The organism is Cedecea neteri NBRC 105707 = ATCC 33855 (assembly GCF_001571265.1).
Taxonomy (GTDB): domain Bacteria; phylum Pseudomonadota; class Gammaproteobacteria; order Enterobacterales; family Enterobacteriaceae; genus Cedecea; species Cedecea neteri.
The window spans coordinates 52,046-76,631 of the sequence record NZ_BCTL01000021.1 but is presented as its reverse complement, the minus strand read 5'-3'; the positions used below and the strand labels follow the sequence as shown (position 1 = coordinate 76,631).

The window sequence follows — 24,586 nt, the reverse complement described above, 5'->3', positions numbered from 1 at the left end:
ATTAAGCGAATTCCGCAAACTGTGATGCCTTGCCCAATTCACGGGCATCAATAGCAATCATTTTTTCTTCGTTAGTCGGAATTACCGCGCACAGCACTGCCGAATTTTTTGTTGAAATAACACGCTCGCCGTCAGAATTAGGCCGGGCATTCTCTTTTTCATCCAATTCAAAACCGAATACCCGCAAATGTTGAATAACCAGACGACGAATAAGAGTAGAGTTTTCACCAATGCCGCCGGTAAAAATTAGCCCATCAAAATTTGGCAGCGACGTTGCGTGCCCGCCGATGGCTTTGGCTATGCGGTGCACAAACGTGTTGATCGCCAGCTCCGCTCGGGCATCACCCTGCTGCCAGGCTTTCTCCAGCGTCCTCAGGTCGGAAGATATGCCCGAAAGCCCCAGCAGGCCAGACTCGGTATTTGCCACCTGCTCAAGATCGTCCAGCGATTGCCCGGTTTGCCTTGCCAGCCACACCATCGCTCCGAAGTCGACGTCACCACAGCGTGTGCCCATGATTAACCCTTCCAGCGGCGTCATCCCCATCGAAGTATCAGCGCTTCGCCCTTCAGCAACCGCGCACACCGATGCACCGTTCCCCAGATGAGCTATCACCAACCCTGATGAGACGCCTTTCAGTTCAGGTAACTCAGCAGCCTGCATTGAAACGTAGCGGTGAGAGGTGCCGTGGAACCCATAGCGCCTGACGCCGTGTTCTTTGAAATAGCGGTAAGGCAGGCCATAAAGGTAGGCTTCCGGACGAAGCGTCTGATGAAAGCTGGTATCAAATACCGCGACCTGCGGCACGCCTGGAAAGCGCTGCCGGGCAGAAGCGACGCCGCTAAGATTGGCATAATTGTGCAGCGGAGCGAGCGGCGAAACGGCACGAATTTGCTCCACAACGTCATCCGTGAGCAATACCGATTCGCCAAAAACCGCACCGCCGTGGGCAATACGGTGGCCTATATAGGCCACGCTTTCAATCAGACTGCGTTTTTCAAGCTCAAGGGCGATTGCCGCCAGCGCATCCTCATAATCTGAATGCGCCAGCTTCACCGGTTCACCGCTATTAACGATAAGCGTTGCGGATTCGGTATTTATGCCCTCGCAAATGCCCGTTAAAAGTGGTTCCAGAGTTAATTCATCCAGCACGGAAAATTTAACCGAAGATGAACCACAATTTATGGTTAATATTACCGGATATTCATTCATATTAACGTTTACTCATCCTGAGCCAGTGGCGGTTAATTACATGATTTTGTATACGATATTCAGGATCGTCAGCACACCGATTACGGTAACAAAGATGTTTTCGGTTCTGCCTTTATATTTGCTGAGCGCCGGAACTTTACGAATGGCGTACATCGGTAGCAGGCAAAGCAGCGAGGCAATAATCGGGGCGCCCATCGCTTCAATCAGGTCAAGAATGTTGGGATTCGCGTAGGCCACAACCCAGGTTGACCCCATGATAAACGCCATACTGATCAGATTAAGTTTGCCCTGAGAAATCTTCGTTTTGTCACTCTTATAGCCAAACTTCAGGACCAGGCCGTTCAGCCCTTCCAGCGTGCCCAGGTAGTGACCGAAGAAGGATTTGAAAATCGCCACCAGGGCGATAATCGATGCGCCGTATTCCAGCACCGTGGCAAAAGTAGACTTAGAACCGGACAGCGAAGAGAAGTGGTTGGCGAGGTAGGAAAGCACCGGAATGTTCTGCGCTTTCGCTTCAGCCATGTTCTGCGGCGACAGCGTGAACAGGCAACTGAAGGCGAAGAACATCACCACGCCGACCATCAGCATGCTGGCACGTGAGATGATTTTTGAACACTTATCCTCGGTATATTCTTTCCCGAAATCCGCTTCGTACTCTTCGCGCTTCGACACCACAAAGGAAGAGACAATCGGCGAGAAGTTAAAGGAGAACACCATGATGGAGATCCCGAGCCACACCGTCACCAGGATCCCGTCATTACCGGTCAATGCGATGTCGCTCAGATTCACCTGATCGATTACCGCCGAATTCCAGTAAGGGATCAGCGACAGGGAAATAATGATCAGGCTCGCGATGAACGGGAAAACGAGATAGCTCATCACCTTCACCATCAGATCCTTGCCGAAGAAGATGACAAAGGCCATCAGCATCAGCAGCAACAGCGCGACCAGTCCACGATTGAGCGGCATAAGCTGGAGTTGGTTTTCCCAGAAGGTCATGAAGGTGTTAGTGATGGTGACGCCGTAAATCCACAACAGCGGGCAAATGGCAAAGAAGTACAGGAAAGTGATAACCACCCCGCCGGTTTTACCAAAATGCTCCTCGACGGTTTCGGTGATATTTCCCGATGGGTTACTGCCGGAAAGGCACAGCCGCGCCAGCGCCCGGTGGCAGAAGAAAGCAATTGGGTAGGCCAGGACCAGCATGATTAATATTGGGATCAGGCCGCCATAGCCCGCGCGAATCGGGAAAAACAGCACACCCGCGCCGATGGCGGTGCCAAACAGGCCGAGAGTCCAGGTGGTATCGGACTTACGCCACAGGGAGGATTCTTTTTGACCAACAAGGGTTGTTTCTGCATTACTCATAATGAAGATCCTTATTTAGCTCAGGCAGGCTTCCGCAGTGCCAGTAATTTCAGAGACGCGAGACAAATCAATATTTCCACCAGAAATAATACTCACGGTTTTCCGGCCTTTAATATAATGGTCAAGCTTGCCGCTTAATAAAGCGGCACAGGCAAGCGCACCGGCCCCCTCAGTGACAATTTTGTTTCTCTGAATAAGTGCTACCATGCTATTTCTGATATCTTCTTCGCTGACCAAAATAATATCGGTAACTAATTTCTTAACGATTTCGAAGGTTAACGTCCCTGGGCGAGCGACGTCACAACCGTCAGCTAATGTACTGCTCGCACGGTACGCGGTAATTTCGCCAGTGCGGAAAGAAGAGGCCATGCCGTGAACGTTTTCTGCTTGCACGCCAATAATATTAATCGTTGGGTTAATGGATTTAATCGCCACCGCGATTCCGGCAATCAGCCCACCGCCGCCAATCGGCACAATCACATTATCGACGTCGTAAAGATCTTCAAGAATCTCCAGGCCAATCGTGCCCTGCCCGGCAATCACTTTTTCATCATCATAAGGTGGGATAAAGATGCGCCCTTCGGTTTCAACAATCTCGCTAACCTTAGCGATGGTTTCGTTAAAATTGTCGCCGTGGATAATGACCTGAGCCGAATAATCTGTGGTGGCGGCGACCTTCGACTTTGGCGCCCCTTTGGGCATCACCACCTTGCCGTTGATGCCGAGAAGCGCACAGGACAGTGACACGCCCTGGGCATGATTCCCCGCAGAGCAAGCCACGACACCCCGGGCTCTTTCCTCTTCACTCAGCGAGCTTAGCTTGTTGAACGCGCCGCGCATTTTAAACGAGCCGGTGCGCTGCATATTTTCAAATTTTAAATAGATGTCACCCTTACAGCATTCGCTAAGATAATTAGAGCGAGGCATCCCGGTTTTATACACAAATCCAGATATTCTTTTTTTCGCTTCGAGAACATCATTAATAGTGACAGGAAGTTCGTTGTCGATATGCATGTTGACCTCTGCATTAAAAATGCAATATTAGAGAAGGCAAATAGATTCAATTTGCCGCCCTGGGTTAATTAATAATAAAAAGCGAGTTGGTTAGTTTTGCTAAGCCACCACCGTTAATTTATTAAATTGATACTTGTTACGCACCGAATGCACCCTGGCTAATTCGACCAGCGTCGCAGCTGATTTTTTTATTCGGCAATTTTTTGACCAGACTGCGGCATAGCGCGCGACAGGTAATTCATCCGTTAAGGGAACCTGAATAAATTCCTGAGAGCCAAAAGGGGCGATCATTTCACGGGGAATAATCGTCAGGAAACCGGCGGTCAACACCATGTTATAGATGGTGACTACGGAGTCGGTTTTGATGATTTTATCGCTGGTGATGTGGTTCTTTTGCAGGATGGTCAGAAGTTCGCTGTAGTAGCCCATTTCGGTGTGAGGCAACACCCACTGCTCATGGCTTAATGAGCGTAGCGTCATCGCGCCTCCGCGCGTTCGTGTTCGGCTGGCAACCAGAATAAAGTCTGATTCGAACAGCGGCTCAATATGTAAATCCTGAAGCAGCATTTCGTCGCTGAGCGTGCCGATAGCAAAGTCCAGCCTGCCGTCGCGTATTGCCGGTAAGAAGGAGCAAAGCTGCGCTTCAAACATCGAGACTTCGGCATGAGGGTACAACTCTTTGAAGGCTTTCATCATGCCCGGCAGGAAAGTAAATCCGATAAGTGAGGGATAGCCGAATGAAACATCTACCGCCTCACTGCCGACCAGACTGTTCATTTCGTTGCACATGTTGCGCATTTCACGGGTAATCGACTCCGCGTAACCGAGCAGCACTTTTCCCGCAACGGTGAGCTGAACGCCGGTATTTTTCCGAATGATAAGCTCCAGTCCGAACAGGGCCTCCATGTCGCTGATAATTTTGCTTACCGCTGGCTGAGTCAAACCCAGCTGCTTCGCCGCGGAGCCAAACGAACCACTTCTTACCACTTCCTGAAATACGACCAGGTGCTGTGTTTTAGGTAATGTCGTATTATCCATAAAGCGCCATGCCTAATAAGTTGCCGATGGCGGCGATCTTACGAATTCCCCGTTAAAGGTTATGTGCGGCGACTCACAACTGCTCAACCATGATTTGTTCAATAAGCACTCGAATACCATAAAACCAATAAATAACAATGAGTTGTAATTTTACGATCTGCCATTTATATGATTAAGGTCAACCTAAATATCCTGAATAAAATAAAGTTATGGTGATAATAAATTCATATAAATGTCAGTAAGCTGTTATCGGAAATGAAAATTTATACAGATTGCCGTTAATTCATCCAGACAGGTCAAAATATAATTTAATATTAAAAACACCTGCAAATATTACACTTTTATTTGAATATAAAAAAACCCGCCGAAGCGGGTTTTCACAAAAACAAGGCTTAACTCAAATTACAGAACGTCTACCGCGTTCAGCTCTTTGAATGCCTGCTCCAGGCGAACGATCATGGAGCTCTGTGCTGCACGCAGCCAAACGCGTGGATCGTAGTATTTTTTGTTCGGCTGGTCAGCGCCTTTCGGGTTACCCAGCTGACCCTGCAGGTAAGCTTCGTTTTCTTTGTAGTAGTTCAGAATACCTTCCCAGGTCGCCCATTGGGTGTCGGTATCGATGTTCATTTTGATAACGCCGTAGCTTACGGAGTCTTTGATTTCCTGAGCGGAAGAACCGGAACCGCCGTGGAAGACGAAGTTCAGGCTGTTGTGCGGCAGGTTATGTTTCTTAGAAACATAGTCCTGAGAGTCGCGCAGGATGGTTGGGGTCAGAACCACGTTACCTGGTTTGTACACGCCGTGCACGTTACCGAAGGAAGCCGCGATGGTGAAGCGTGGGCTGATTTTGCTCAGCTCGGTGTAAGCGTAATCAACGTCTTCTGGCTGGGTGTACAGAGCAGAAGCGTCCATGTGGCTGTTGTCCACGCCGTCTTCTTCACCGCCGGTGCAGCCCAGTTCGATTTCCAGGGTCATGCCCAGTTTGGACATGCGAGCCAGGTACTTGGAGCTGATTTCGATGTTTTCTTCCAGAGACTCTTCGGACAGGTCAATCATGTGGGAAGAGAACAGTGGTTTACCGGTAGCGGCAAAGTGTTTTTCACCCGCGTCCAGCAGGCCGTCGATCCATGGCAGCAGTTTCTTAGCGCAGTGGTCAGTGTGCAGGATAACTGGAACACCGTAATGTTCAGCCATCTGGTGAACGTGATGCGCGCCAGAGATTGCACCCAGGATAGCAGCACCCTGTGGAACATCAGTTTTCACGCCTTTACCAGCGATGAAAGCAGCACCGCCGTTGGAGAACTGAACGATAACCGGAGATTTTACTTTCGCAGCGGTTTCCAGAACGGCGTTAATAGAGTCGGTACCGACGCAGTTAACGGCCGGCAGAGCAAAGTTGTTCTCTTTTGCTACCTGGAAGATTTTCTGTACGTCGTCGCCAGTTACAACACCTGGTTTTACGAAATCAAAAATTTTAGACATGTTGATGTGTCCTGTAGGCCTTGGAAAAATCGAATCACCGTCCTGAATCTTGCCGGGCGGCAATAAAACAACGGGCAGGATACCCTGCCCGTAGGAATTACTTCTTAGCGCGCTCTTCGAGCATCGCTACAGCTGGCAGTACTTTGCCTTCCACGAACTCGAGGAATGCGCCGCCGCCGGTGGAGATGTAGGAAATTTTGTCTGCGATACCGAACAGATCGATAGCCGCCAGAGTGTCGCCGCCGCCTGCGATAGAGAAGGCTTCGCTGTCTGCGATAGCGCGAGCAACGATTTCGGTCCCTTTACGGAAGTTAGGGAATTCGAACACGCCAACCGGGCCATTCCACAGAATGGTTTTCGCGTTTTTCAGGATTTCAGCCAGTTTCTCAGCGGAAACGTCGCCCATGTCCAGAATCTGCTCTTCGTCTTTGATGTCGTTCACGGACTTCAGGGTTGCAGTCGCGGTTTCGGAGAACTCGGTAGCAACACGAACGTCGGTTGGTACTGGGATATCGCAGCGGGTCAGCAGTTCTTTCGCGGTATCAACCAGGTCTGCTTCGTACAGGGATTTACCCACGTTGTGGCCTTGAGCTGCCACGAAGGTGTTCGCGATGCCGCCGCCAACGATCAGCTGGTCAGCAATTTTGGACAGGGAGTCCAGCACGGTCAGTTTGGTAGAAACTTTAGAACCGCCAACGATAGCAACCATTGGACGAGCAGGTTCTTTCAGAGCTTTACCCAGCGCTTCCAGCTCGTCTGCCAGCAGCGGGCCTGCACAGGCAACGTCAGCAAATTTAGCGATGCCGTGAGTAGAAGCCTGCGCACGGTGTGCAGTACCGAATGCGTCCATCACGAACACGTCGCACAGTGCGGCGTATTTTTTGGACAGCGCTTCGTCGTCTTTTTTCTCGCCTTTGTTGAAGCGAACGTTTTCCAGCACAACCAGTTCACCGGCGGCAACTTCTACGCCGTCCAGGTAATCTTTTACCAGACGAACCGGGTTAGACAGTTTGTCTTTCAGGTAGTTAACGACTGGCAGCAGAGAGAATTCTTCGTTGTACTCGCCTTCGGTCGGACGACCCAGGTGAGAAGTAACCATGACTTTAGCGCCCTGTTTCAGAGCCAGTTCAATGGTTGGCAGAGAAGCACGAATACGCGCGTCGCTGGTGACTTTCCCGTCTTTAACCGGCACGTTCAGATCGGCACGGATGAATACGCGTTTGCCCGCCAGATCCAGATCGGTCATCTTAATTACAGACATGGTGAATCCTCTCGTTGATTCTTAAAGTTTTGCAGACGCAACGTGCGCCTTACCTGAAATCCATTGAGCCATAACCAACGTGGTATCGAGCATCCTGTTGGCAAAGCCCCATTCGTTATCACACCAGACTAGAGTTTTAATCAGATGTTGCCCACTGACCCGCGTTTGCGTGCCGTCGACGATTGCACTGTGCGGATCGTGGTTAAAATCAGTAGAGACCAACGGTAATTCCGTATAGTCAACTATACCATGAAATGCTTCCTGTGCCGCTTTTTGCAGCAAGTGGTTGACTTCACATGCATTTACTGAATTCCTGACCGTCACGCTCAAATCTATTGCCGTGACGTTTATTGTCGGCACCCGCACCGCAATGGCCTCAAAACGGTCATTAAACTGTGGGAAAATACGCGTGATACCGGCTGCAAGACGCGTATCCACCGGAATGATCGACTGACTCGCCGCGCGGGTGCGTCGTAAATCGGGGTGATAGGCGTCAATAACCTGCTGATCGTGCATTGCCGAGTGGATGGTCGTGACCGTCCCGGATTCAATGCCAAACGCTTCATCCAGCAGTTTAATAATCGGAATAATACAGTTTGTAGTGCAGGAGGCGTTGGAGACGATGCGATGGCTGTCTTCGACCAATTCATGGTTAACGCCATAAACGACGGTAGTATCGAGATCGTTACCGCCAGGGTGCGAGAACAGGACTTTCTTCGCCCCTGCCGCAAGGTGAGCTTCACCGTCAGCGCGGGAGCCGAACACGCCGGTGCAGTCCAGCACGATATCAACGCCCAGTTCGCGCCATGGCAGCGCCTCGATGGACGGTTCGTGCAGCAGGCGAATGCTGTCATCGCCCACAAACAGGACTTCGCGCTCCTGGCGCACATCCCAGGCAAAGCGGCCGTGGCTGGTATCGTACTTCAACAGATGCGCGATACCCGCAGCGTCTGCCAGTTCGTTGATTGCTACCACGGTAATTTCCGCACGGCGACCAGATTCGTACAAAGCACGTACCACGTTGCGCCCAATGCGACCGAAGCCATTAATAGCGATGCGTACGGTCATATCTCTCCTGCCAGAATCCCTGGGATTTAGTGGCTGACAGAGTAATCCAGCAACCGCCTGAGGGGAATCCTCGCACTCATGAAACTGCACTTGTTTGCTTAATTGTCGAACATTTATTCGACTGAAACGCTTCAGCTATGTTAAGCGAAAGCGGGAATAAAAGGAACGATACCCCAACACGCTCCGCTCAACTTCTGACGTACATCACAGTTTTGGTGGAATAACTGCAACTGAGCGCCGCAGTGGTGGAATAAAGAACAGGGCATAAGTGGAATAATCGGCATAAAAAAGGGCCGCCGAAGCGACCCTATTCTTTAGCGAGACGGATTACAGAATCGCTTTAGCCTGTTTCACCACGTTTTCCACGGTGAAGCCAAACTCTTCGAACAGCAGTTCCGCTGGCGCAGACTCACCGAAGGTGGTCATGCCAACGATAGCGCCGTTCAGGCCAACGTATTTGTACCAGTAGTCAGCGATGCCGGCTTCGATAGCCACGCGAGCAGAAACGGCTTTTGGCAGCACGGATTCACGGTAAGCAGCATCCTGCTTGTCGAATGCGTCGGTAGACGGCATGGAAACCACGCGCGCCTTCACGCCTTCGGCAGTCAGCTTGTCCCATGCCGCAACGGCCAGCTCAACTTCGGAACCGGTAGCGATGAAGATAAGCTCAGGCTGACCCGCGCAGTCTTTCAGCACGTAGCCACCGCGAGCGATGTCTTTCAGCTGCTGCTCGGTACGATCCTGCTGAGCCAGGTTCTGGCGGGAAAGGATCAGTGCGGTCGGGCCGTCGTGACGCTCAACGCCATATTTCCACGCCACCGCGGACTCAACCTGGTCACATGGGCGCCAGGTGCTCATGTTCGGGGTCACACGCAGGGAAGCAACCTGCTCAACCGGCTGGTGAGTCGGGCCATCTTCGCCCAGGCCGATGGAGTCGTGGGTGTAAACCATCACCTGACGCTGTTTCATCAGCGCAGCCATACGCACCGCGTTACGGGCATATTCTACGAACATCAGGAAGGTAGAGGTGTACGGCAGGAAACCGCCATGCAGGGAGATACCGTTGGCAATAGCGGTCATACCGAATTCGCGCACGCCGTAGTGGATGTAGTTCCCGGCGGTATCTTCGTTAATCGCTTTAGAACCGGACCAGATAGTCAGGTTAGAAGGCGCCAGGTCAGCGGAACCGCCCAGGAATTCTGGCAGTAACGGGCCAAACGCTTCGATTGCGTTCTGAGATGCCTTACGGCTGGCGATCTTGGATGGATTAGCCTGCAGCTTAGCGATGAATTCGTTAGCTTTGGCATCGAAATCAGAAGGCATTTCGCCTTTCACGCGGCGAGTGAACTCAGCGGCTTCCTGAGGGAAGGCTTTCGCGTAAGCTGCGAACTTCTCGTTCCATGCGGCTTCTTTAGCCTGGCCAGCTTCTTTCGCATCCCACTGAGCATAGATGTCAGAAGGGATTTCGAACGGCGCGTGGTTCCAGCCCAGCGCTTCGCGGGTCAGTGCGATTTCTGCATCACCCAGCGGTGCACCGTGAGAGTCATGGGTACCGGCTTTGTTAGGGGAACCGAAACCGATGATGGTTTTGCACATCAGCAGGGAAGGTTTGTCGGTAACAGCGCGCGCTTCTTCTACCGCACGTTTGATAGCAGCCGCATCGTGACCGTCTACGCCACGCACTACGTGCCAGCCGTAGGCTTCAAAGCGTTTCGCGGTATCGTCGGTGAACCAGCCTTCAACGTGGCCGTCGATGGAGATGCCGTTGTCGTCATAGAACGCGACTAGTTTACCCAGCTTCAGGGTACCCGCCAGAGAGCAAACCTCGTGAGAGATGCCTTCCATCATGCAGCCATCACCCATGAATGCATAGGTGAAGTGGTCAACGATGTCGTGGCCAGGACGGTTGAACTGCGCCGCCAGCGTTTTCTCTGCGATAGCCATACCTACTGCGTTCGCAATACCCTGACCCAGTGGGCCAGTCGTGGTTTCAACACCTGCGGTGTAGCCCACTTCCGGGTGGCCCGGAGTCTGAGAGTGCAGCTGACGGAAGTTTTTCAGCTGTTCAATCGGCAGGTCATAACCGCTGAGGTGCAGCAGGCTGTAAATCAGCATAGAACCGTGGCCGTTGGACAGCACGAAGCGGTCGCGGTCAGCCCATGATGGGTTCTGCGGGTTATGGTTCAGGAAATCACGCCACAGGACTTCGGCAATGTCGGCCATGCCCATAGGGGCACCCGGGTGACCGGATTTGGCTTTTTGTACTGCGTCCATGCTGAGCGCACGAATAGCATTGGCAAGCTCTTTACGAGAGGACATTTTGACTCCAGATCGGATGGTTGAAGATCGCGCCTTGACTACGATGCGTTATGGGCTACGCCCGAAAATGTGACAACAATGTACACCAGGGGAATGGTCATGTACATGCGGCGCGCCGTTGACAGGGTAAGAAATCTCTGGATAACGCTCGCAAGTTGCGCAACCTGATGCGCAGGCCATTTATTCTTCTTTATACTGAGTCTGGAGCCGCCTCGCCTGCGGTAAATCCGATTCTGTTTTTACCTATTATAAAGAAAGGAAAATGGCCATGAAGATGCGCCCAATATTGTTGAGCCTGAGCGTCGCCGCCCTGCTGAGCGGCTGCCAGGGAATGGATTCCAACGGCCTGCTTACCTCTGGAGCCGAAGCGTTTCAAGCCTACACCCTAAGCGACGCTCAGGTGAAAGCCCTGAGCGATGATGCCTGTAAGCAGCAGGACAGCAAAGCCACTCTCGCGCCGGCAGACAGCCCTTACACCCAGCGGCTGAACAAAATTGCCTCCGCGCTGGGCGATAACATCAACGGCCTGCCGGTTAACTACAAGGTTTATGTGACCAAAGACGTCAACGCCTTCGCCATGGCGAACGGCTGTATCCGCGTTTACAGCGGCCTGATGGATATGATGGACGACAACGAAGTCGAAGCGGTGATTGGCCATGAAATGGGGCACGTCGCGCTGGGCCACGTGAAAAAAGGCATGCAGGTCGCGCTCGGGGCTAACGCGGCACGTGTTGCAGCGGCATCCGCAGGCGGCGTAATTGGCAATCTGTCGCAGTCTCAGCTTGGGGATTTAGGCGAAAAACTGGTGAACGCTCAGTTCTCCCAGCGCCAGGAATCCGAAGCGGACGATTACTCTTACGATCTGTTGCGCAAACGCGGTATCAATCCCACCGGCCTTGCCACCAGCTTTGAGAAGCTGGCTAAGCTCGACGAAGGCCGTCAAAGCTCCATGCTGGACGATCACCCGGCGTCGGCAGCGCGTGCCCAGCACATCCGCGACCGCATGGCGGCCGATGGCATTAAGTAAGCATCAAAAGACTTTGCGCACCCAGCGGTGCGCAAAACTTATTCCACCAGCGACTTCACGATGTCCATCAAGCGAACCACATCTTCCGGCCTGGTGTTGCCCGTCTGCGGGTCAATAATTGACGTGTAAACGTGCGGCATAACGCGCAGCATCCCAGCTTCCAGGCAGGTTTGCAAAATAATGCCAAAGTTATCCAGGTCAATCCCGCCGGTAGGTTCAATCAGCGTCATGCCGTTACGCGCCGCCGTCTCTGCCAGGGCATAAAGCTCAGGTAACGCTTTCTCGCCCCCCATCGGGAAGAACTTCGCCGCATGCGCCCCGGAATCCAGCATCATGCGCACGGCGGCATCGCAGGAAACCCGGGCGGGCGGGCCTTTACTGCTGCTAACGCCGGTAGAGATAAGCACCTCTCCCGCTATTCCTGTTGGACTGACTAAAGCGTTAATGTGAGTTTTTTCACCGCCCGTTGCCGCCAGCGCTCCCGCCGCAAACCCACACCCGGTAAAGGTCTGGTTGACGTGAGCCGGATGCACCCTGGATGCAATCATCGCCGCTTTGTAAAATTGCGCCGGATCGCCGGCACCCAGTCCCACGGAAATGGACGGTACCTCCGACACCCAGCGTTGAACCTCCTTGATCCCATCATCAACGGAATCAAACCGGGCGGAAAGCACACCGATGACCGCATGACCTTCGGCTGCCTCGTAGATTTCCCGGGCGTTGGCGATATCTTTTGCCAGCACGTTAATCGCCACACGCTGACGATAAAAGTTAATCTGCTGCATGGTCTGCAATCTCCTGTAGTCGCGCGACGATAAGCGCCATTTCCCCTTCAGCCACCGTTCTTGGGTCGAGGCTAAAAACGCCCTGATGCAGGTTATAGCGGCGGGCATAAATAGCGATATCGCCACCGCGCAGCCGGGCTTCAACCTCCCGCGCATCCAGCCCCAGTTCCTGGGCATTCACCCGAATACGAACACGCCAGATGGCTCGTCCGGCCTCGTCTTGTTCTATATCAGCGCTCAGCCCACGAATGGCGGAAATAGCTTCCACCGTTGGCCGCAGTTGCTCTGCTGTGACGATGGTCTGGCCCTGATGATAGTTCTCAAGGGCATACACCAACCCGACCATATTCTCTTTGCCAATCTTCATCGCCCGGGCAATGCCGTGATGCTGTGCCTTGCAGGCGGCAATCCACTGTTTTCTGCCGGTGATAAACCCGGAGGTCGGTGCATTAAAGGCTTTTGCCCCGCTGTAAATAACCATATCCGCACCGTTTGCCACCCAGGCCTGCAAATCCTCCTCGGCGGCGGCATCAACAATCAGCGGCAAATTATGGCGCTGCGCCACCTGCACGAAATCCTCAATGCTCAACATCCCTTTCTGCACGCAGTGATGTGACTTCACGTACAGCAGCGCTGCGCTGTTTTCAGTCACTGCGCTCTCCAGTTGCCAGCGAGCGGCCAGATTACTGGAGCCAACTTCTACTACCCGCCCACCGCCCAGACGAACCGCACTGGTGATTGGCGCACCATAGTCGACGTTATGCCCACGTAACATCACCACTTCATTGGCCATGCCCGAGCTATCAGGCATTAACGTTACCCGCGCCTGGTCGCCACGGGTAATCGCCGCGGCCACGGCAATCGCAATTCCTGCAGAGGCGCAGGACGTGGCGTAACTGTCTTCCGCGCCGGTATAGTGGGAGATTAGCTCCCCCGTTCGGTCCACTAACCGGTCAATCTCCACAAAGGCCGAGGCCGCCTTCGCCGTGGCCTGCATCACGTCAGGGGAAACGCTTGAAACGCCCAGAATCGTCATTTTTCCGCAGGCGTTTATCACCTGTTTTAAACCCAGCTGTTGATAGATGTTCTGTGCCATGACTTACAGTACTCCCAACAGCGAACAGGCCACGCTCAACGCCACAATTGACAGCAAGATGGTGGTATATCGCGGCCCTTTTTTCACCAGGTAGAAGTAGATCGCAAACACCGCGGCCAGCGGCAACAGGCCGGGAGCAATAGAATCCAGGATTTGCTGCACCACCACTTCAGACCCTTTTAGCGCGCTGATTTTGAGCGGCGTGGTTATCTTGACGTAGCTTGCCGAGAGCGCCCCCATCATTATCAGGCCCAGCACGTTAGCGCCGTAGATAAGCTCTTTTATTCGCCCTCCTTGCAGCAGGCCGATTATCGAGTCACGCCCCAGGGTGTAGCCTTTGTGAACCATGCCGTAACTGATCGCCAGCGTAATTGCCGGGTAGAGAATCAGCGGAATAATGCCGCCCATTGCGCTGCCGCTGGCGGCAAACGGGATAAAGATAGCGATCAGCAGCGGCATCACCGCAGCCCAAATAATCGAGTCCCCCATCCCGGCCAGCGGTCCCATCAGGCCGGTTTTGATCCCGGTGATCGACGCGTCACTTATCGGCTCACCGCGCGTCTTTTGTTCCTCCATGGCGATCGAGATCCCCTGGATAACCGCGCCAAAAGTCTGCTCTGAGTTGAAAAAGTTCAGATGGCGTTTTAACGCTTCCACCTGCTCTTCTTTTTGCGGGTAGAGTTTTTTGATAATTGGCGTCATCGAAGCGCAGAAAATCAGGCTCTGCAGGCGCTCATACGAGCTGGAAACTTCGGCCCCCAGCCAGTAGATAAACCACGCTTTGGTGATATCGGCTTTGGTCAGTGCGCCGCTTTCGCGCGCGCGTTCAACCAGTTCATGCTGCATTACATCGGTGCTCATCATGCTGCTCCTTCATTTTTCGCCAGGCCTTTAATCAGGAAGGCCACGCAGGTGCCGAAGATTGCCATCGCCATGATGTCCACCTTGAGGTACAGCACCGCGAAGAATCCGCCGATAAACCACGGCAGCAGGCTCTTTTTACCAATCACCATGATAGTGATGGCGAAGCCCAGCGCAGGCAGGATCCCGCCCATGATTTCAAAGGAGTGAGTCAGCCAGTGCGGCATCAGCTTAAGGAAGCTTTCCACCACGTTCTGACCAAAGTAGTTGGCGGCAAACACCACCGGGAAGCGCAGCACCAGCCCGAGTAAAGCCGGATAAAGGAAAGCGCAGCGCATGATGCCCGCCATATTGGCCGTTTCGGCGTGCTTGTCGGCCATGTGTACCCATGCGGCGTTCAGCGTGCGGCGTAGCTGATCGAGGAACACGCCAATCACACCAAAGGGGATCGCCAGCGCAATGGCCAGGTTCGGATCCATGCCTGCCTTAACGGCGATGGGAATGGAAATACAGGCTGCCAGTGCCGGATCGGACGGAACATTCCCGCCGGGCGTCGACGTCACGCCGAGGTAGACGAGCTGCATACCGGCGCCAATGATCATCGCCGTTTGCATATTGCCTAGCAGTAAACCAACGAAGACGGCAATCACCACAGGCTGGAGCAACATGGCGGAGAAGGTGTAGCCAAGGCGTAAACGGGCAAACCAGTAATACAACCCCATCAGGCTTGCAAAGACTAAAGTATCCATAATTATTTACCTTATTATCAAAGGATTAGAATTTTTTCAGGATATCGTCCAGCGACTGCGGCTTATCTTCCGGGATAGTCTGGAAAATGGCCTTAATCCCACGACTTTTCAGGTCGTTAAGAATGCCGACGTCTTTTTCATCGAGGGTGATGTTCTGGAAAACCGCTTTGCGGTTTGGCCCACCGCCTAACCCGCCAACCTGAATATCCGTCACGTCAAAACCTTGCTCCACCGCGTCCTGAATCGCCGCCAGAGACGGGAACAGCACCAGCACGCTACCTTCGCCGAGCTGATTTTCTTTCCACGATGCCGCGAAACTTTGGTTGCTATAGCAGTCCACTTTGATGCTCGGCGGCGCGGCCATCAGGTAGATATTTTTCATAAACGGATCTGCATCCAGTTCATCGCTGACCACCGCAATCCGGTTTGCCTGGGACTGGCCCACCCATTTCGTCACCACCTGTCCATGAATAAGGCGACTATCGATGCGACATAAAACGATCTTTGCCATGATATTTTTCCTTTATTTTGTTTGTTGTAATTGACGAACGTGGGCCACGACATCGAGGCAGCTGCTGCGGCCGGCCTCAACCACCTCAGCGACGCAGGCAGTGAGTAAACCGTGCTCACGCCGGTCCAGTGCTTCCAGCAATAAAGAGGCGTTCAGGCCGGAAACCACCGCTATCGGATAATCAGCACTCAGGCGCGCCGCTACGTTAGACGTTGTGCCGCCGACAAAATCGGTGAGGATCAGCGAGCCTTCCGGCAACGTTTTCACCACCGCTTCAACGCGTTGATAAAAATCACCCAGCGTGTCGACCGGCATCAGCGCGATTTCCGTCACGCCTTCAATTTCGCCCATCACCATGCGCAGGCTGTTGCAAAGCTGTTGCCCCCAACCGCCGTGCGTTAACAGCAGGATCTGGGGCAAGGATTCAGTGGTAGTCAAAGTGGCCTCCTGGCTCGATTACGTTTACATACGTAGAGAGCAAAGGATGTGCCAGAGTTTGTGTCACGCGAGGAGTGAGAAAGGCCTGGCGGAGCGTAATGCCCCGCCAGTTGTGGGATTAGCTATAAAGCAGTTCGTAAATATAAATATATTCTGCATCCGATAAGCGGATGCCGTAGGCCTCTTCGATTGGCTGGAACGCAGATTTGATGACACTAAACGCGCGAACATCCAGATCCGGCCGGCTTTCCAGCGCCATCTGTAACGGTTTACGGTTAATCACGATACGCTCGACCATGCAGCAACAGTGGATCAGAAAGCGCAGTGTCACCTGACGGCTCGGTTTCAGCGAAAGCGCCGTGGTCAGGTGATTTAGTACGCCCTCCATCTCTTTCAGAATGCGCTGTGGGTTGAGCACTGAAATGTGATTAATGATACTTTCCATGGTCAGCGCGCTGATAAAACGCATGGCGCTACGTTCCATCTCCAGGCGGCGTTCACTGCTGGAGAGATCGGGCGTCAGCAGGCTTAACACCAGTTCCGGCCCCTGCTCGGAGAACAGCTCCTCCAGCGAAATAAACGGAATATCGGGCAGGCCAGGCTGGAAAGTCCCGACAATCCCCGCCAGCCGCTCGCCGACGCCCAGCGCCTGCTGCACACGCTCCAGGCTGCGGACTTCGTTGTAATCGAGAATAATCATTCTCGTGTCCTGCGACATCAGCTCGCCAAAGCTCTCCTCCAGGACTTTTTTGATTTTCTCTGCCGTTCCCATGCCGGTAATACAGGACACCACCAGCACTTTTCCCCCGCTCTCCTGCTGCGGCGTGCAGAGCTGACAGGGAATACTTTTGCTTTGCATCAATGCGGCAAGCTGCGGGAGCTCACTGGTTTCATAGCTTAAATCCAGCCCCATCTCCAACAGACTGGTGAGCGTAATATTCGGCATCAGCAGAACGTCTATCTGGAATAACTTGCTGACGGTGCTGCCAAAATGCACCAGTGAGCCAATGTCCACCATCAGGATCAGCCGCCGATAGCCCCGGGTCTGAATCATCAGGGTTAACGTTTCCAGCGTGTCATGTACCGACTGTTCGAAAGGCATATCAATAGCGCTGAACAGATCGCGCTCTAAAACGCGATTCACGTACTGCGCCATACTGGTGGCAGTCGTCGCGCCGTGGGCAATCAAAATGACCCCGCAGTCGGGGCTGGCGTCGATGCGCTGGCGATAATGTCGGCACTCTTTCAAGAACAGGCACAGCCAAACCACTTCCGTCGCCGGGCACTGAATATGCAGCAGCTCGTTAATTTTTCGGCACAGCTGCGTGGCATTTTCGTACTCGTCCTTGCAGCGGTCGAGGATCAGGCTTGAAGAATAAAGCTGCGGGATCAGGCCGCGCTGCACGTAGCCAATCAGCGCCAGAAAGTGTTTACGTAGCGGATTAACCAGATTTTCAGGCAGTGAAAAGCCAAGCACCTGCTCCACGCAGCCGATAAGCAGCGTCACACGCTCTTCCACCTGGCCGCCATATCGTGGGGGATGAACAACGCTGTCCCGGCTGTAAAGACCGTATTCAAAAATCGAACTCAGCTTATTTTTCAGGATCGCCAGCGTTTCCGCCGGCGGGACGTTACTGTTGCGCAGGTTGACGTATTCGCGAGTCAGGAAGCTGTAAAAGAGATCGCTCTCTTCTATCTCACTTCCGGTTGCCAGTGAGCTTTTTAGCGCCGGCAGCGTACGTGCATCAACGTTTAAACGATCTTTGCCATCAAATAACGTATCAACCAACAGCCGCTGTTCTGGCGTGGCATTAAACGGCATTTCCGCCAGTCGCTTATCCAGCTGCAGCGTGTCTTGATGCTCAGTCATGCCCGACGCCCATGCCTGAGCGCACAAGAACTGAATATCGCTTTTGAGCTGGCCGATGTTACCTTCCAGCGGCTTATTGAGCAGCCAGAGCAGCAGGGTTTTATCCAGACTTACCGTGCGCTCTATCTTGCGGCTTTCTCGCTGCAAGAACCCAATAATCAGTTCAACCTGCTCTTCAACAGAACGCTGGCGAATGCCCGGTAAATCAATACACACCTGAATACGCCGCTGGAAAGTACGCAGCAGCGCGGAATTAACGGGTTCAGTGGTGGCACAAATCAGGCGGACTGAGATCGGGCGAGCCACGGCGCTGGATCCCAGCGGCCGGTATTCCCCTTTGTCGAGAATAGAAAAGAGTTTCTCCTGCCCTTCATACGGCAAGCGATGTACTTCATCCAGCAGCAAATAACCGCCGTCTGCCTGCTCCACAAGGCCAGGTTTGTTTTCATTGGCCCCGGTAAATGCCCCCTGGCGGTGGCCGAACAGGTGCGAGGAAAGCAGTTCCGGGTTATGGGCATATTCGGCGCAGTTAAAATAGACCAGCGGCGGCGTGCCGCCAGAGGCGTGCTCACAGGCAAAGCGGTGCATTAATTCGGCGAAGAAGGTTTTGCCGACGCCGGAAGGCCCGGTCAGCAGCACGTGTAATCCGTGGGGGTAAAGTACTGCGGCACGGCCTTTGTCTACCGCATCGCGCAGGCTGCGATCGTAGCCAATCAGCCCGCTAAAAGGATCGTCACCGTTAAGCTTTTCCTGACATGGAAGCAGATCGGCAACGGATCGCACTTCACGTTCGGCGTCATCAAGTTTGCGCCCGAGAACCGCTTCCAGCGCATGACGGTGCAAAAAGAAGACCGGGCGGCCCCGGCTTTTGATGGCCAGGCCATCGTTCCATAACTGATTAAGATCTTTACTGACCGAGTTTCTCGCCAGCCCGAGGTTAAAGCCAATAGCTTCTGCCGTGAATGCCGTTTCCTTCGCTAAATCAGTAAGATCTACTCCCTGTGTAAGTCGTTCCAGCTCCCCCAGGATAATCTCAATCCGTCTCATCTCTTTACCGCTTAAAAAGTGAATGATCGTTCAGAACATACACGATTCTTTTAAGCAAGAAAGAGACGCACCGGGAAGAATCCGGCTTGTTGGATGAGAAATACTGCTGCGCATGCGTCGCGCAGCAGTAATCAGCGGGTAGGGCTTATTCGCCTTTCTTGGCCGCCTGGATATACAGCATTTCCAGCGCCAGGGTTGCCGCGGCCAGGGCGGTGATTTCAGACTGGTCATAGGCCGGAGCCACTTCCACCACGTCCATCCCCACGATGTTCAGATCTTTCAGGCCACGCACCAGTTTGATAGCGCGATCGGACGTCAGGCCACCGATCACCGGCGTACCGGTACCCGGCGCAAATGCAGGATCCAGGCAGTCGATGTCGAAGGTCAGGTACACCGGCATATCACCGACGATCTGCTTAACCTGGGCAATGATATCGTCTACGCCACGATCGTTAACCTGGCAGGCATCCAGCACGGTGAAGCCGTTATCTTTGTCGAACTCGGTGCGAATACCGATCTGCACGGAGTGATTCGGATCGATCAGGCCTTCGTTTGGCGCGGTGTAGAACATGGTGCCGTGGTCGAACTCGCAGCCGTTCGCGTAGGTATCGGTGTGGGCATCAAAGTGGACCAGCGCCATTTTGCCGAAGTGCTTAGCGTGCGCGCGCAGCAGCGGCAGAGTGACGAAGTGGTCACCACCGAAGGAGAGCATACGCTTGCCGGCAGCCAGCAGACGCTCGGCGTGTGCCTGGAGATTTTCGCTCATCTCACGGGCATCGCCGAAGGCGTAGACCAGGTCGCCGCAGTCCACAACGTTCAGACGCTCGCGCATGTCGAAGTTCCACGGGAAGCGGTTTCCTTCCCATGCCAGGTTGGTGGACACCTGACGAATCGCTGCCGGGCCGTGGCGGCCGCCTGCACGACCGGAAGTTGCCGCATCAAACGGAACGCCGGTGATCACCCAGTCCGCATCGCTATCGTACGGCTGGAAGTTCAGCGGGAAACGCAAAAAACCAAAGGCATTAGATACCAGGGAGTTATCGTATTTGTGGCCTAAGGTGCTCATTGTCTGACCTCTCGGTTGGGGTTAAAAAAGCCTAAAAAAAATCCCCTCCGCGTCGTTAAACCCGACGAGGAAGGGATTGGATTGGGGGACTGCTATTTATTGAGCGGATTATCGCCGCTAATTCATACGGGTTCAAGAGAGTATAGGCTATCGAACCGTCTTTGCCCCTCTCCTCAAAGAGGAGAGGGAAAGCGATAACTTACTCGTCTTCCAGATACGTATAACCGTACAGGCCGGCTTCAAACTCTTCGAGGAACTGCTGCTGCAGCGCATCGTCAAGGCCGGTGTTCTTCACCTGGTCACGGAACTGGGTCAGCAGTTTGTTTGGGTCAAGCTGCACGTACTGCAGCATATCCGCCACGGTATCGCCTTCGTCGGACAGCTCAACTTCCACAGAACCGTCAGGGAAGACGAAGACGTCCACCGCTTCGGTGTCGCCGAACAGGTTGTGCATGTTGCCCAAAATTTCCTGATACGCGCCCACCATAAAGAAGCCCAGCATAGGCGGGTTCTCCGGGTCGTATTCCGGCATTGGCATGGTCGTTGCGATACCGTCGCCGTCCACATAGTGGTCGATTGCACCGTCGGAGTCGCAGGTAATGTCCAGCAGCACGGCACGGCGCTCAGGCGCGTGGTTCAGCCCTTCCAGCGGCATCACCGGGAACAGCTGATCGATGCCCCATGCGTCCGGCATCGACTGGAACAGCGAGAAGTTGACGTACATTTTGTCCGCCATGCGCTCCTGCAGCTCGTCGATAATTGGACGGTGCGCGCGGTTGCTTGGATCAAGCTGCTTCTGCACGTCGTGGCACATGTTCAGGTAGAGCTGCTCGGCCCAGGCACGTTCCTGCAGGCTATACGCCCCGGAGGAGTAGCCGACGTGGATATCGTGCAGGTCCATCTGGCTGTCGTGCAGCCATTCACGCAGCGAACGGCGCGTGCCCGGCTGGTGCATTTCAAGCCAGGTTTCCCACATGCTTTGCAGCGCGCGCGGCGCGTCATCCGCAGGCGGGGTCGCTTCGGTGTATTCGTTACGCTCAACGCCGATGATGTTGGAAACCAGTACGGTGTGGTGCGCGGTCACGGCGCGACCAGACTCGGTAATCACCGTCGGGTGCGGCAGGCCATTCTCTTCGCAGGCATCGCCGATTGCCCAAATAATGTTGTTCGCGTATTCATTCAGGCCGTAGTTAACGGAGCAATCGGACTGGGAACGCGTCCCTTCGTAGTCCACGCCCAGGCCACCGCCAACGTCGAAACACTGGATGTTCACGCCCAGCTTATGCAGCTCAACGTAGAAACGCGCGGACTCACGAACGCCGGTGGCGATATCGCGAATGTTCGCCATCTGCGAACCGAGGTGGAAGTGCAGAAGCTGAATGCTGTCCAGGCGGCCGCGTTCACGCAGGATTTCCACCAGTTGCAGAACCTGGTTTGCCGCCAGGCCGAATTTGGATTTCTCACCGCCGGAGGACTGCCACTTACCGGAGCCCTGGGAAGCCAGACGGGCGCGAACGCCCAGGCGAGGAATCACATTCAGACGCTCGGCTTCTTCCAGCACGATGCTAATCTCGGACATCTTCTCGATGACCAGATAGACCTTGTGGCCCATCTTCTCGCCGATCAGCGCCAGGCGGATGTATTCGCGGTCTTTATAGCCGTTACAAACAATAACAGAACGGGTCATGCCAGCGTGCGCCAGCACGGCCATCAGCTCGGCTTTAGAGCCTGCTTCCAGGCCCAGCGGCTCGCCGGAATGGATCAGTGACTCAATTACGCGGCGGTGCTGGTTAACTTTGATCGGGTAAACCAAGAAGTAATCGCCGTTATAGCCGTAGGATTCACGCGCACGCTTAAAGGCGGCGTTAATTGAACGCAGGCGGTGCTGCAGGATCTGCGGGAAGCAGAACAGCGCAGGCAGGCGCTGGCCCTGAGCTTCGCGGGCTTTCACCAGCTCGGCGAGATCCACGCGAGCTTCCGGAACGTCCGGATCCGGGCAAACGCTGATGTGGCCCAGTTCGTTGACGTCGTAATAGTTATTGCCCCACCAGGCAATATTGTATGTACGCAGCATCTTGCTGGCTTCCTCGGAGCTCATGGCAACCTCCTGAATGGAACGATGTACATCCTGCTCGCCCACTGACGAACCCGAAACAGAAGTGATTTTGTCAGTCATGGCGAACCTCAAATTTTGTCGATTGTGCAAAACAGTTGACTACTATCGCAGGGGTATCCTGCAATAACAACCCATTAACAGCGCGTATTGACAGCACAAGACGCTGACAGCCAGGCTGTGCGACCGGTTTCATTTTCATATCATTGTAAAACACGTATCCGAACCCTGTATGACAGGACGGCGAAACCACGAGAAAACTCTTGTATTACAAGAGCGCCCTTGTTCAGTGACCACGGCGGATTACAGACCGGCCCGGGGATCCTGAGAAGCGCCGAGATGGGTAAAACATCGGCAAGTTTGAAAACATGAGATGCAGGCTGCGAGGAGCATATGCGCGCCAGGACGGCGGGCCAGGTTAATTGAATGACGGCGGTTCATTACTCGTATCACCTCCACGCACACGTTGAACATGTATGCGACAAGCCAAAGCTGCGAACACTGTACCTGACAGGCTCTAAATAATTGCTCAACCCGGCTGGAAGTGGGCAACACGAATCGTGTGCTTTTGATTAAGCCGCGCGCGCCGCTTTATACCGATATAAGGGGTAAAAAGCAAAACAAAATGTGTAAATTGCCAGCAGTGTCAGCCCCGCTTTCCACTAAAGATTTATCACATATTGCCGTTACCCTAAAAAATTCTGGCTATCTGCCGATTGTCTAATCTAAAATGGCCGTCCAGATGTTAATCCATCTATACTGATTAACTGTTAGACTGCCTGTTTTTCAATCTGTGGCAATAAGTTCCCGGGTTGGTCTATCTCGCCACCGCTGTGGCGTAGAGCAGCAGCCTGAACTAAATAAATCCTCTTAGGGTGAAGAAAATATGGCTAAACACCTTTTTACGTCCGAGTCTGTATCTGAAGGGCATCCTGATAAAATCGCTGACCAAATCTCCGACGCCGTCCTTGACGCCATCCTCGAGCAGGATCCGAAAGCACGCGTAGCCTGTGAGACCTATGTCAAAACCGGTATGGTTCTGGTTGGCGGCGAAATCACCACCAGTGCGTGGGTTGATATCGAAGAAATCACCCGTAAAACCGTGCGTGAAATCGGCTATGTGCATTCAGATATGGGCTTTGACGCCAACTCCTGCGCCGTTCTGAGCGCGATTGGTAAACAATCCCCGGACATCAATCAGGGCGTTGACCGTACCGATCCGCTGGAACAGGGTGCAGGCGATCAGGGCCTGATGTTTGGCTACGCGACTAACGAAACCGACGTGCTGATGCCAGCGCCAATCACCTACGCACACCGTCTGGTGCAGCGCCAGGCTGAAGTGCGCAAAAACGGCACTCTGCCGTGGCTGCGCCCGGACGCGAAAAGCCAGATCACCTTCCAGTACGACGACGGTAAAATCGTCGGCATCGATGCGGTTGTGCTGTCTACTCAGCACTCTGAAGACATCGCGCTGAAAGACCTGCAGGAAGCGGTGATGGAAGAGATCATCAAACCTGTTCTGCCGGGCGAGTGGCTGAATGCATCCACCAAATACCACATCAACCCAACCGGCCGTTTTGTTATCGGCGGCCCAATGGGTGACTGCGGTCTGACCGGGCGTAAAATCATCGTTGATACCTACGGCGGCATGGCTCGCCACGGTGGCGGCGCATTCTCCGGTAAAGATCCGTCTAAAGTAGACCGTTCTGCTGCCTACGCTGCGCGTTATGTTGCGAAAAACATCGTGGCTGCAGGCCTGGCTGACCGCTGTGAGATTCAGGTGTCCTACGCTATCGGCGTGGCAGAACCTACCTCCATCATGGTGGAAACCTTCGGTACCGAGAAAATCTCTACCGAGCAACTGACCCTGCTGGTGCGTGAGTTCTTCGACTTGCGCCCATACGGCCTGATCCAGATGCTGGATCTGCTGCACCCGATTTACAAAGAGACCGCCGCTTATGGTCACTTTGGTCGTGAACATTTCCCATGGGAAAAAACCGACAAAGCCGCACTGCTGCGTGAAGCCGCTGGCCTGAAATAACTCGCCACCGCTTTGTGCTTTAAAGGCCAGCTTATGCTGGCCTTTTGCTTTCTGGCGCTGCGTCAGCACGCCTCTTTTTTCCCGTTCCCCGAGCCGCTCCCCGCCATCGTGAAACCGATTACATTCGTAAATAAAGACTCCTGCTATCACTTTTGATCCACCTTCAGCTCAGATACATCATTTGTTACATAACGCTTCAGATTAAGCTGATTTTTGACCGCG

Annotated in this window: 21 protein-coding genes; 2 read left to right on the top strand and 19 right to left on the bottom strand. The window is 53.7% G+C overall.

Annotated elements, in window-relative coordinates; translation table 11 throughout:
• Position 1: 1 nt before the first annotated feature.
• From tdcD to tkt, 8 genes are all read right to left on the bottom strand, one after another.
• Positions 2–1,210: a propionate kinase gene (gene tdcD, locus CNE01S_RS10045; protein WP_061275630.1), complete on the bottom strand. Its 1,209-nt coding sequence runs from the start codon at positions 1,208–1,210 to the stop codon at positions 2–4.
• Between the two features lie 36 nt (positions 1,211–1,246).
• Complete coding sequence (gene tdcC / locus CNE01S_RS10040) at positions 1,247–2,578, bottom strand: threonine/serine transporter TdcC (RefSeq protein ID WP_061275628.1); 1,332 nt, start codon at positions 2,576–2,578, stop codon at positions 1,247–1,249.
• Between the two features lie 15 nt (positions 2,579–2,593).
• Positions 2,594–3,592 carry a bifunctional threonine ammonia-lyase/L-serine ammonia-lyase TdcB gene (gene tdcB, locus CNE01S_RS10035; protein WP_061275626.1) on the bottom strand — a complete coding sequence of 333 codons (999 nt, stop codon included), beginning with the start codon at positions 3,590–3,592 and terminating at the stop codon, positions 2,594–2,596.
• 99 nt (positions 3,593–3,691) lie between these two features.
• Entirely contained in the window at positions 3,692–4,630 is a 939-nt protein-coding gene (tdcA, locus tag CNE01S_RS10030; protein ID WP_061275624.1) for a transcriptional regulator TdcA, read from the bottom strand.
• A gap of 402 nt (positions 4,631–5,032) precedes the next feature.
• The gene (gene fbaA / locus CNE01S_RS10025; RefSeq protein WP_061275622.1) at positions 5,033–6,112 is read right to left on the bottom strand and encodes a class II fructose-bisphosphate aldolase; all 1,080 of its coding nucleotides are present in this window, start codon (positions 6,110–6,112) and stop codon (positions 5,033–5,035) included.
• Positions 6,113–6,209: 97 nt separating this feature from the next.
• Entirely contained in the window at positions 6,210–7,373 is a 1,164-nt protein-coding gene (gene pgk / locus CNE01S_RS10020; RefSeq protein ID WP_038479059.1) for a phosphoglycerate kinase, read from the bottom strand.
• A gap of 21 nt (positions 7,374–7,394) precedes the next feature.
• The gene (epd, locus tag CNE01S_RS10015) at positions 7,395–8,441 is read right to left on the bottom strand and encodes an erythrose-4-phosphate dehydrogenase (RefSeq protein ID WP_061275620.1); all 1,047 of its coding nucleotides are present in this window, start codon (positions 8,439–8,441) and stop codon (positions 7,395–7,397) included.
• 327 nt (positions 8,442–8,768) lie between these two features.
• Entirely contained in the window at positions 8,769–10,760 is a 1,992-nt protein-coding gene (gene tkt, locus CNE01S_RS10010; RefSeq protein ID WP_008461570.1) for a transketolase, read from the bottom strand.
• A gap of 268 nt (positions 10,761–11,028) precedes the next feature.
• Between tkt and loiP the strand changes: the two genes are divergently transcribed.
• The gene (gene loiP, locus CNE01S_RS10005) at positions 11,029–11,787 is read left to right on the top strand and encodes a metalloprotease LoiP (RefSeq protein WP_061275618.1); all 759 of its coding nucleotides are present in this window, start codon (positions 11,029–11,031) and stop codon (positions 11,785–11,787) included.
• A 38-nt stretch (positions 11,788–11,825) separates the two neighbouring features.
• Here loiP and dagF read toward each other — a convergent pair whose 3' ends face one another.
• The 11 genes from dagF to yqgG all read right to left on the bottom strand — a co-directional run bounded on the left by dagF (position 11,826) and on the right by yqgG (position 22,797).
• The gene (dagF, locus tag CNE01S_RS10000; RefSeq protein WP_061275616.1) at positions 11,826–12,572 is read right to left on the bottom strand and encodes a 2-dehydro-3-deoxy-phosphogluconate aldolase; all 747 of its coding nucleotides are present in this window, start codon (positions 12,570–12,572) and stop codon (positions 11,826–11,828) included.
• Positions 12,559–13,668: a D-glucosaminate-6-phosphate ammonia lyase gene (dgaE, locus tag CNE01S_RS09995; protein WP_061275614.1), complete on the bottom strand. Its 1,110-nt coding sequence runs from the start codon at positions 13,666–13,668 to the stop codon at positions 12,559–12,561. Before dgaE ends, dagF begins: the two co-directional genes overlap by 14 nt.
• A gap of 3 nt (positions 13,669–13,671) precedes the next feature.
• On the bottom strand, positions 13,672–14,532 hold the full coding sequence (locus tag CNE01S_RS09990; protein ID WP_169799404.1) for a PTS system mannose/fructose/sorbose family transporter subunit IID: 861 nt from the start codon (positions 14,530–14,532) through the stop codon (positions 13,672–13,674).
• Positions 14,529–15,278 (bottom strand): PTS mannose/fructose/sorbose/N-acetylgalactosamine transporter subunit IIC, encoded by a 750-nt coding sequence (locus CNE01S_RS09985; RefSeq protein ID WP_039287601.1) that lies wholly within the window; start codon positions 15,276–15,278, stop codon positions 14,529–14,531. Before CNE01S_RS09985 ends, CNE01S_RS09990 begins: the two co-directional genes overlap by 4 nt.
• Before the next feature lie 25 nt (positions 15,279–15,303).
• Positions 15,304–15,789: a PTS sugar transporter subunit IIB gene (locus CNE01S_RS09980; protein ID WP_061275610.1), complete on the bottom strand. Its 486-nt coding sequence runs from the start codon at positions 15,787–15,789 to the stop codon at positions 15,304–15,306.
• Positions 15,790–15,801: 12 nt separating this feature from the next.
• The gene (locus tag CNE01S_RS09975) at positions 15,802–16,227 is read right to left on the bottom strand and encodes a PTS sugar transporter subunit IIA (RefSeq protein WP_061275608.1); all 426 of its coding nucleotides are present in this window, start codon (positions 16,225–16,227) and stop codon (positions 15,802–15,804) included.
• 118 nt (positions 16,228–16,345) lie between these two features.
• Positions 16,346–19,144, bottom strand: a complete 2,799-nt coding sequence (gene dagR / locus CNE01S_RS09970; RefSeq protein ID WP_061275606.1) for a transcriptional regulator DagR — start codon at positions 19,142–19,144, stop codon at positions 16,346–16,348.
• A gap of 145 nt (positions 19,145–19,289) precedes the next feature.
• Entirely contained in the window at positions 19,290–20,210 is a 921-nt protein-coding gene (gene speB / locus CNE01S_RS09965; protein ID WP_038479002.1) for an agmatinase, read from the bottom strand.
• 199 nt (positions 20,211–20,409) lie between these two features.
• Positions 20,410–22,386 carry a biosynthetic arginine decarboxylase gene (gene speA, locus CNE01S_RS09960; protein ID WP_072279127.1) on the bottom strand — a complete coding sequence of 659 codons (1,977 nt, stop codon included), beginning with the start codon at positions 22,384–22,386 and terminating at the stop codon, positions 20,410–20,412.
• Entirely contained in the window at positions 22,379–22,519 is a 141-nt protein-coding gene (yqgB, locus tag CNE01S_RS25225; RefSeq protein WP_370527354.1) for an acid stress response protein YqgB, read from the bottom strand. Before yqgB ends, speA begins: the two co-directional genes overlap by 8 nt.
• Before the next feature lie 107 nt (positions 22,520–22,626).
• The gene (yqgG, locus tag CNE01S_RS26050; protein ID WP_500784306.1) at positions 22,627–22,797 is read right to left on the bottom strand and encodes a small protein YqgG; all 171 of its coding nucleotides are present in this window, start codon (positions 22,795–22,797) and stop codon (positions 22,627–22,629) included.
• A gap of 412 nt (positions 22,798–23,209) precedes the next feature.
• Here yqgG and metK point away from each other — a divergent pair, with 412 nt between their 5' ends.
• A complete protein-coding gene (gene metK / locus CNE01S_RS09955) occupies positions 23,210–24,364 on the top strand; it encodes a methionine adenosyltransferase (RefSeq protein WP_008461565.1) in 1,155 nt (384 codons plus the stop codon).
• Positions 24,365–24,586: the final 222 nt, after the last annotated feature.

Excerpts from the sequence above, each read along its gene's own strand:
- speB (WP_038479002.1), bottom strand. The coding sequence starts at position 20,210 with ATGAGCACCTTAGGCCACAAATACGATAACTCCCTGGTATCTAATGCC.
- yqgB (WP_370527354.1), bottom strand. The coding sequence starts at position 22,519 with ATGAAACCGGTCGCACAGCCTGGCTGTCAGCGTCTTGTGCTGTCAATA.
- metK (WP_008461565.1), top strand. The coding sequence starts at position 23,210 with ATGGCTAAACACCTTTTTACGTCCGAGTCTGTATCTGAAGGGCATCCT.
- yqgG (WP_500784306.1), bottom strand. The coding sequence starts at position 22,797 with ATGTTCAACGTGTGCGTGGAGGTGATACGAGTAATGAACCGCCGTCAT.
- epd (WP_061275620.1), bottom strand. The coding sequence starts at position 8,441 with ATGACCGTACGCATCGCTATTAATGGCTTCGGTCGCATTGGGCGCAAC.
- tdcD (WP_061275630.1), bottom strand. The coding sequence starts at position 1,210 with ATGAATGAATATCCGGTAATATTAACCATAAATTGTGGTTCATCTTCG.
- CNE01S_RS09985 (WP_039287601.1), bottom strand. The coding sequence starts at position 15,278 with ATGGATACTTTAGTCTTTGCAAGCCTGATGGGGTTGTATTACTGGTTT.
- pgk (WP_038479059.1), bottom strand. The coding sequence starts at position 7,373 with ATGTCTGTAATTAAGATGACCGATCTGGATCTGGCGGGCAAACGCGTA.
- dagR (WP_061275606.1), bottom strand. The coding sequence starts at position 19,144 with ATGAGACGGATTGAGATTATCCTGGGGGAGCTGGAACGACTTACACAG.
- dgaE (WP_061275614.1), bottom strand. The coding sequence starts at position 13,668 with ATGGCACAGAACATCTATCAACAGCTGGGTTTAAAACAGGTGATAAAC.
- speA (WP_072279127.1), bottom strand. The coding sequence starts at position 22,386 with ATGACTGACAAAATCACTTCTGTTTCGGGTTCGTCAGTGGGCGAGCAG.
- CNE01S_RS09990 (WP_169799404.1), bottom strand. The coding sequence starts at position 14,532 with ATGATGAGCACCGATGTAATGCAGCATGAACTGGTTGAACGCGCGCGC.
- fbaA (WP_061275622.1), bottom strand. The coding sequence starts at position 6,112 with ATGTCTAAAATTTTTGATTTCGTAAAACCAGGTGTTGTAACTGGCGAC.
- tkt (WP_008461570.1), bottom strand. The coding sequence starts at position 10,760 with ATGTCCTCTCGTAAAGAGCTTGCCAATGCTATTCGTGCGCTCAGCATG.
- tdcB (WP_061275626.1), bottom strand. The coding sequence starts at position 3,592 with ATGCATATCGACAACGAACTTCCTGTCACTATTAATGATGTTCTCGAA.
- tdcA (WP_061275624.1), bottom strand. The coding sequence starts at position 4,630 with ATGGATAATACGACATTACCTAAAACACAGCACCTGGTCGTATTTCAG.
- dagF (WP_061275616.1), bottom strand. The coding sequence starts at position 12,572 with ATGCAGCAGATTAACTTTTATCGTCAGCGTGTGGCGATTAACGTGCTG.
- CNE01S_RS09980 (WP_061275610.1), bottom strand. The coding sequence starts at position 15,789 with ATGGCAAAGATCGTTTTATGTCGCATCGATAGTCGCCTTATTCATGGA.
- tdcC (WP_061275628.1), bottom strand. The coding sequence starts at position 2,578 with ATGAGTAATGCAGAAACAACCCTTGTTGGTCAAAAAGAATCCTCCCTG.
- loiP (WP_061275618.1), top strand. The coding sequence starts at position 11,029 with ATGAAGATGCGCCCAATATTGTTGAGCCTGAGCGTCGCCGCCCTGCTG.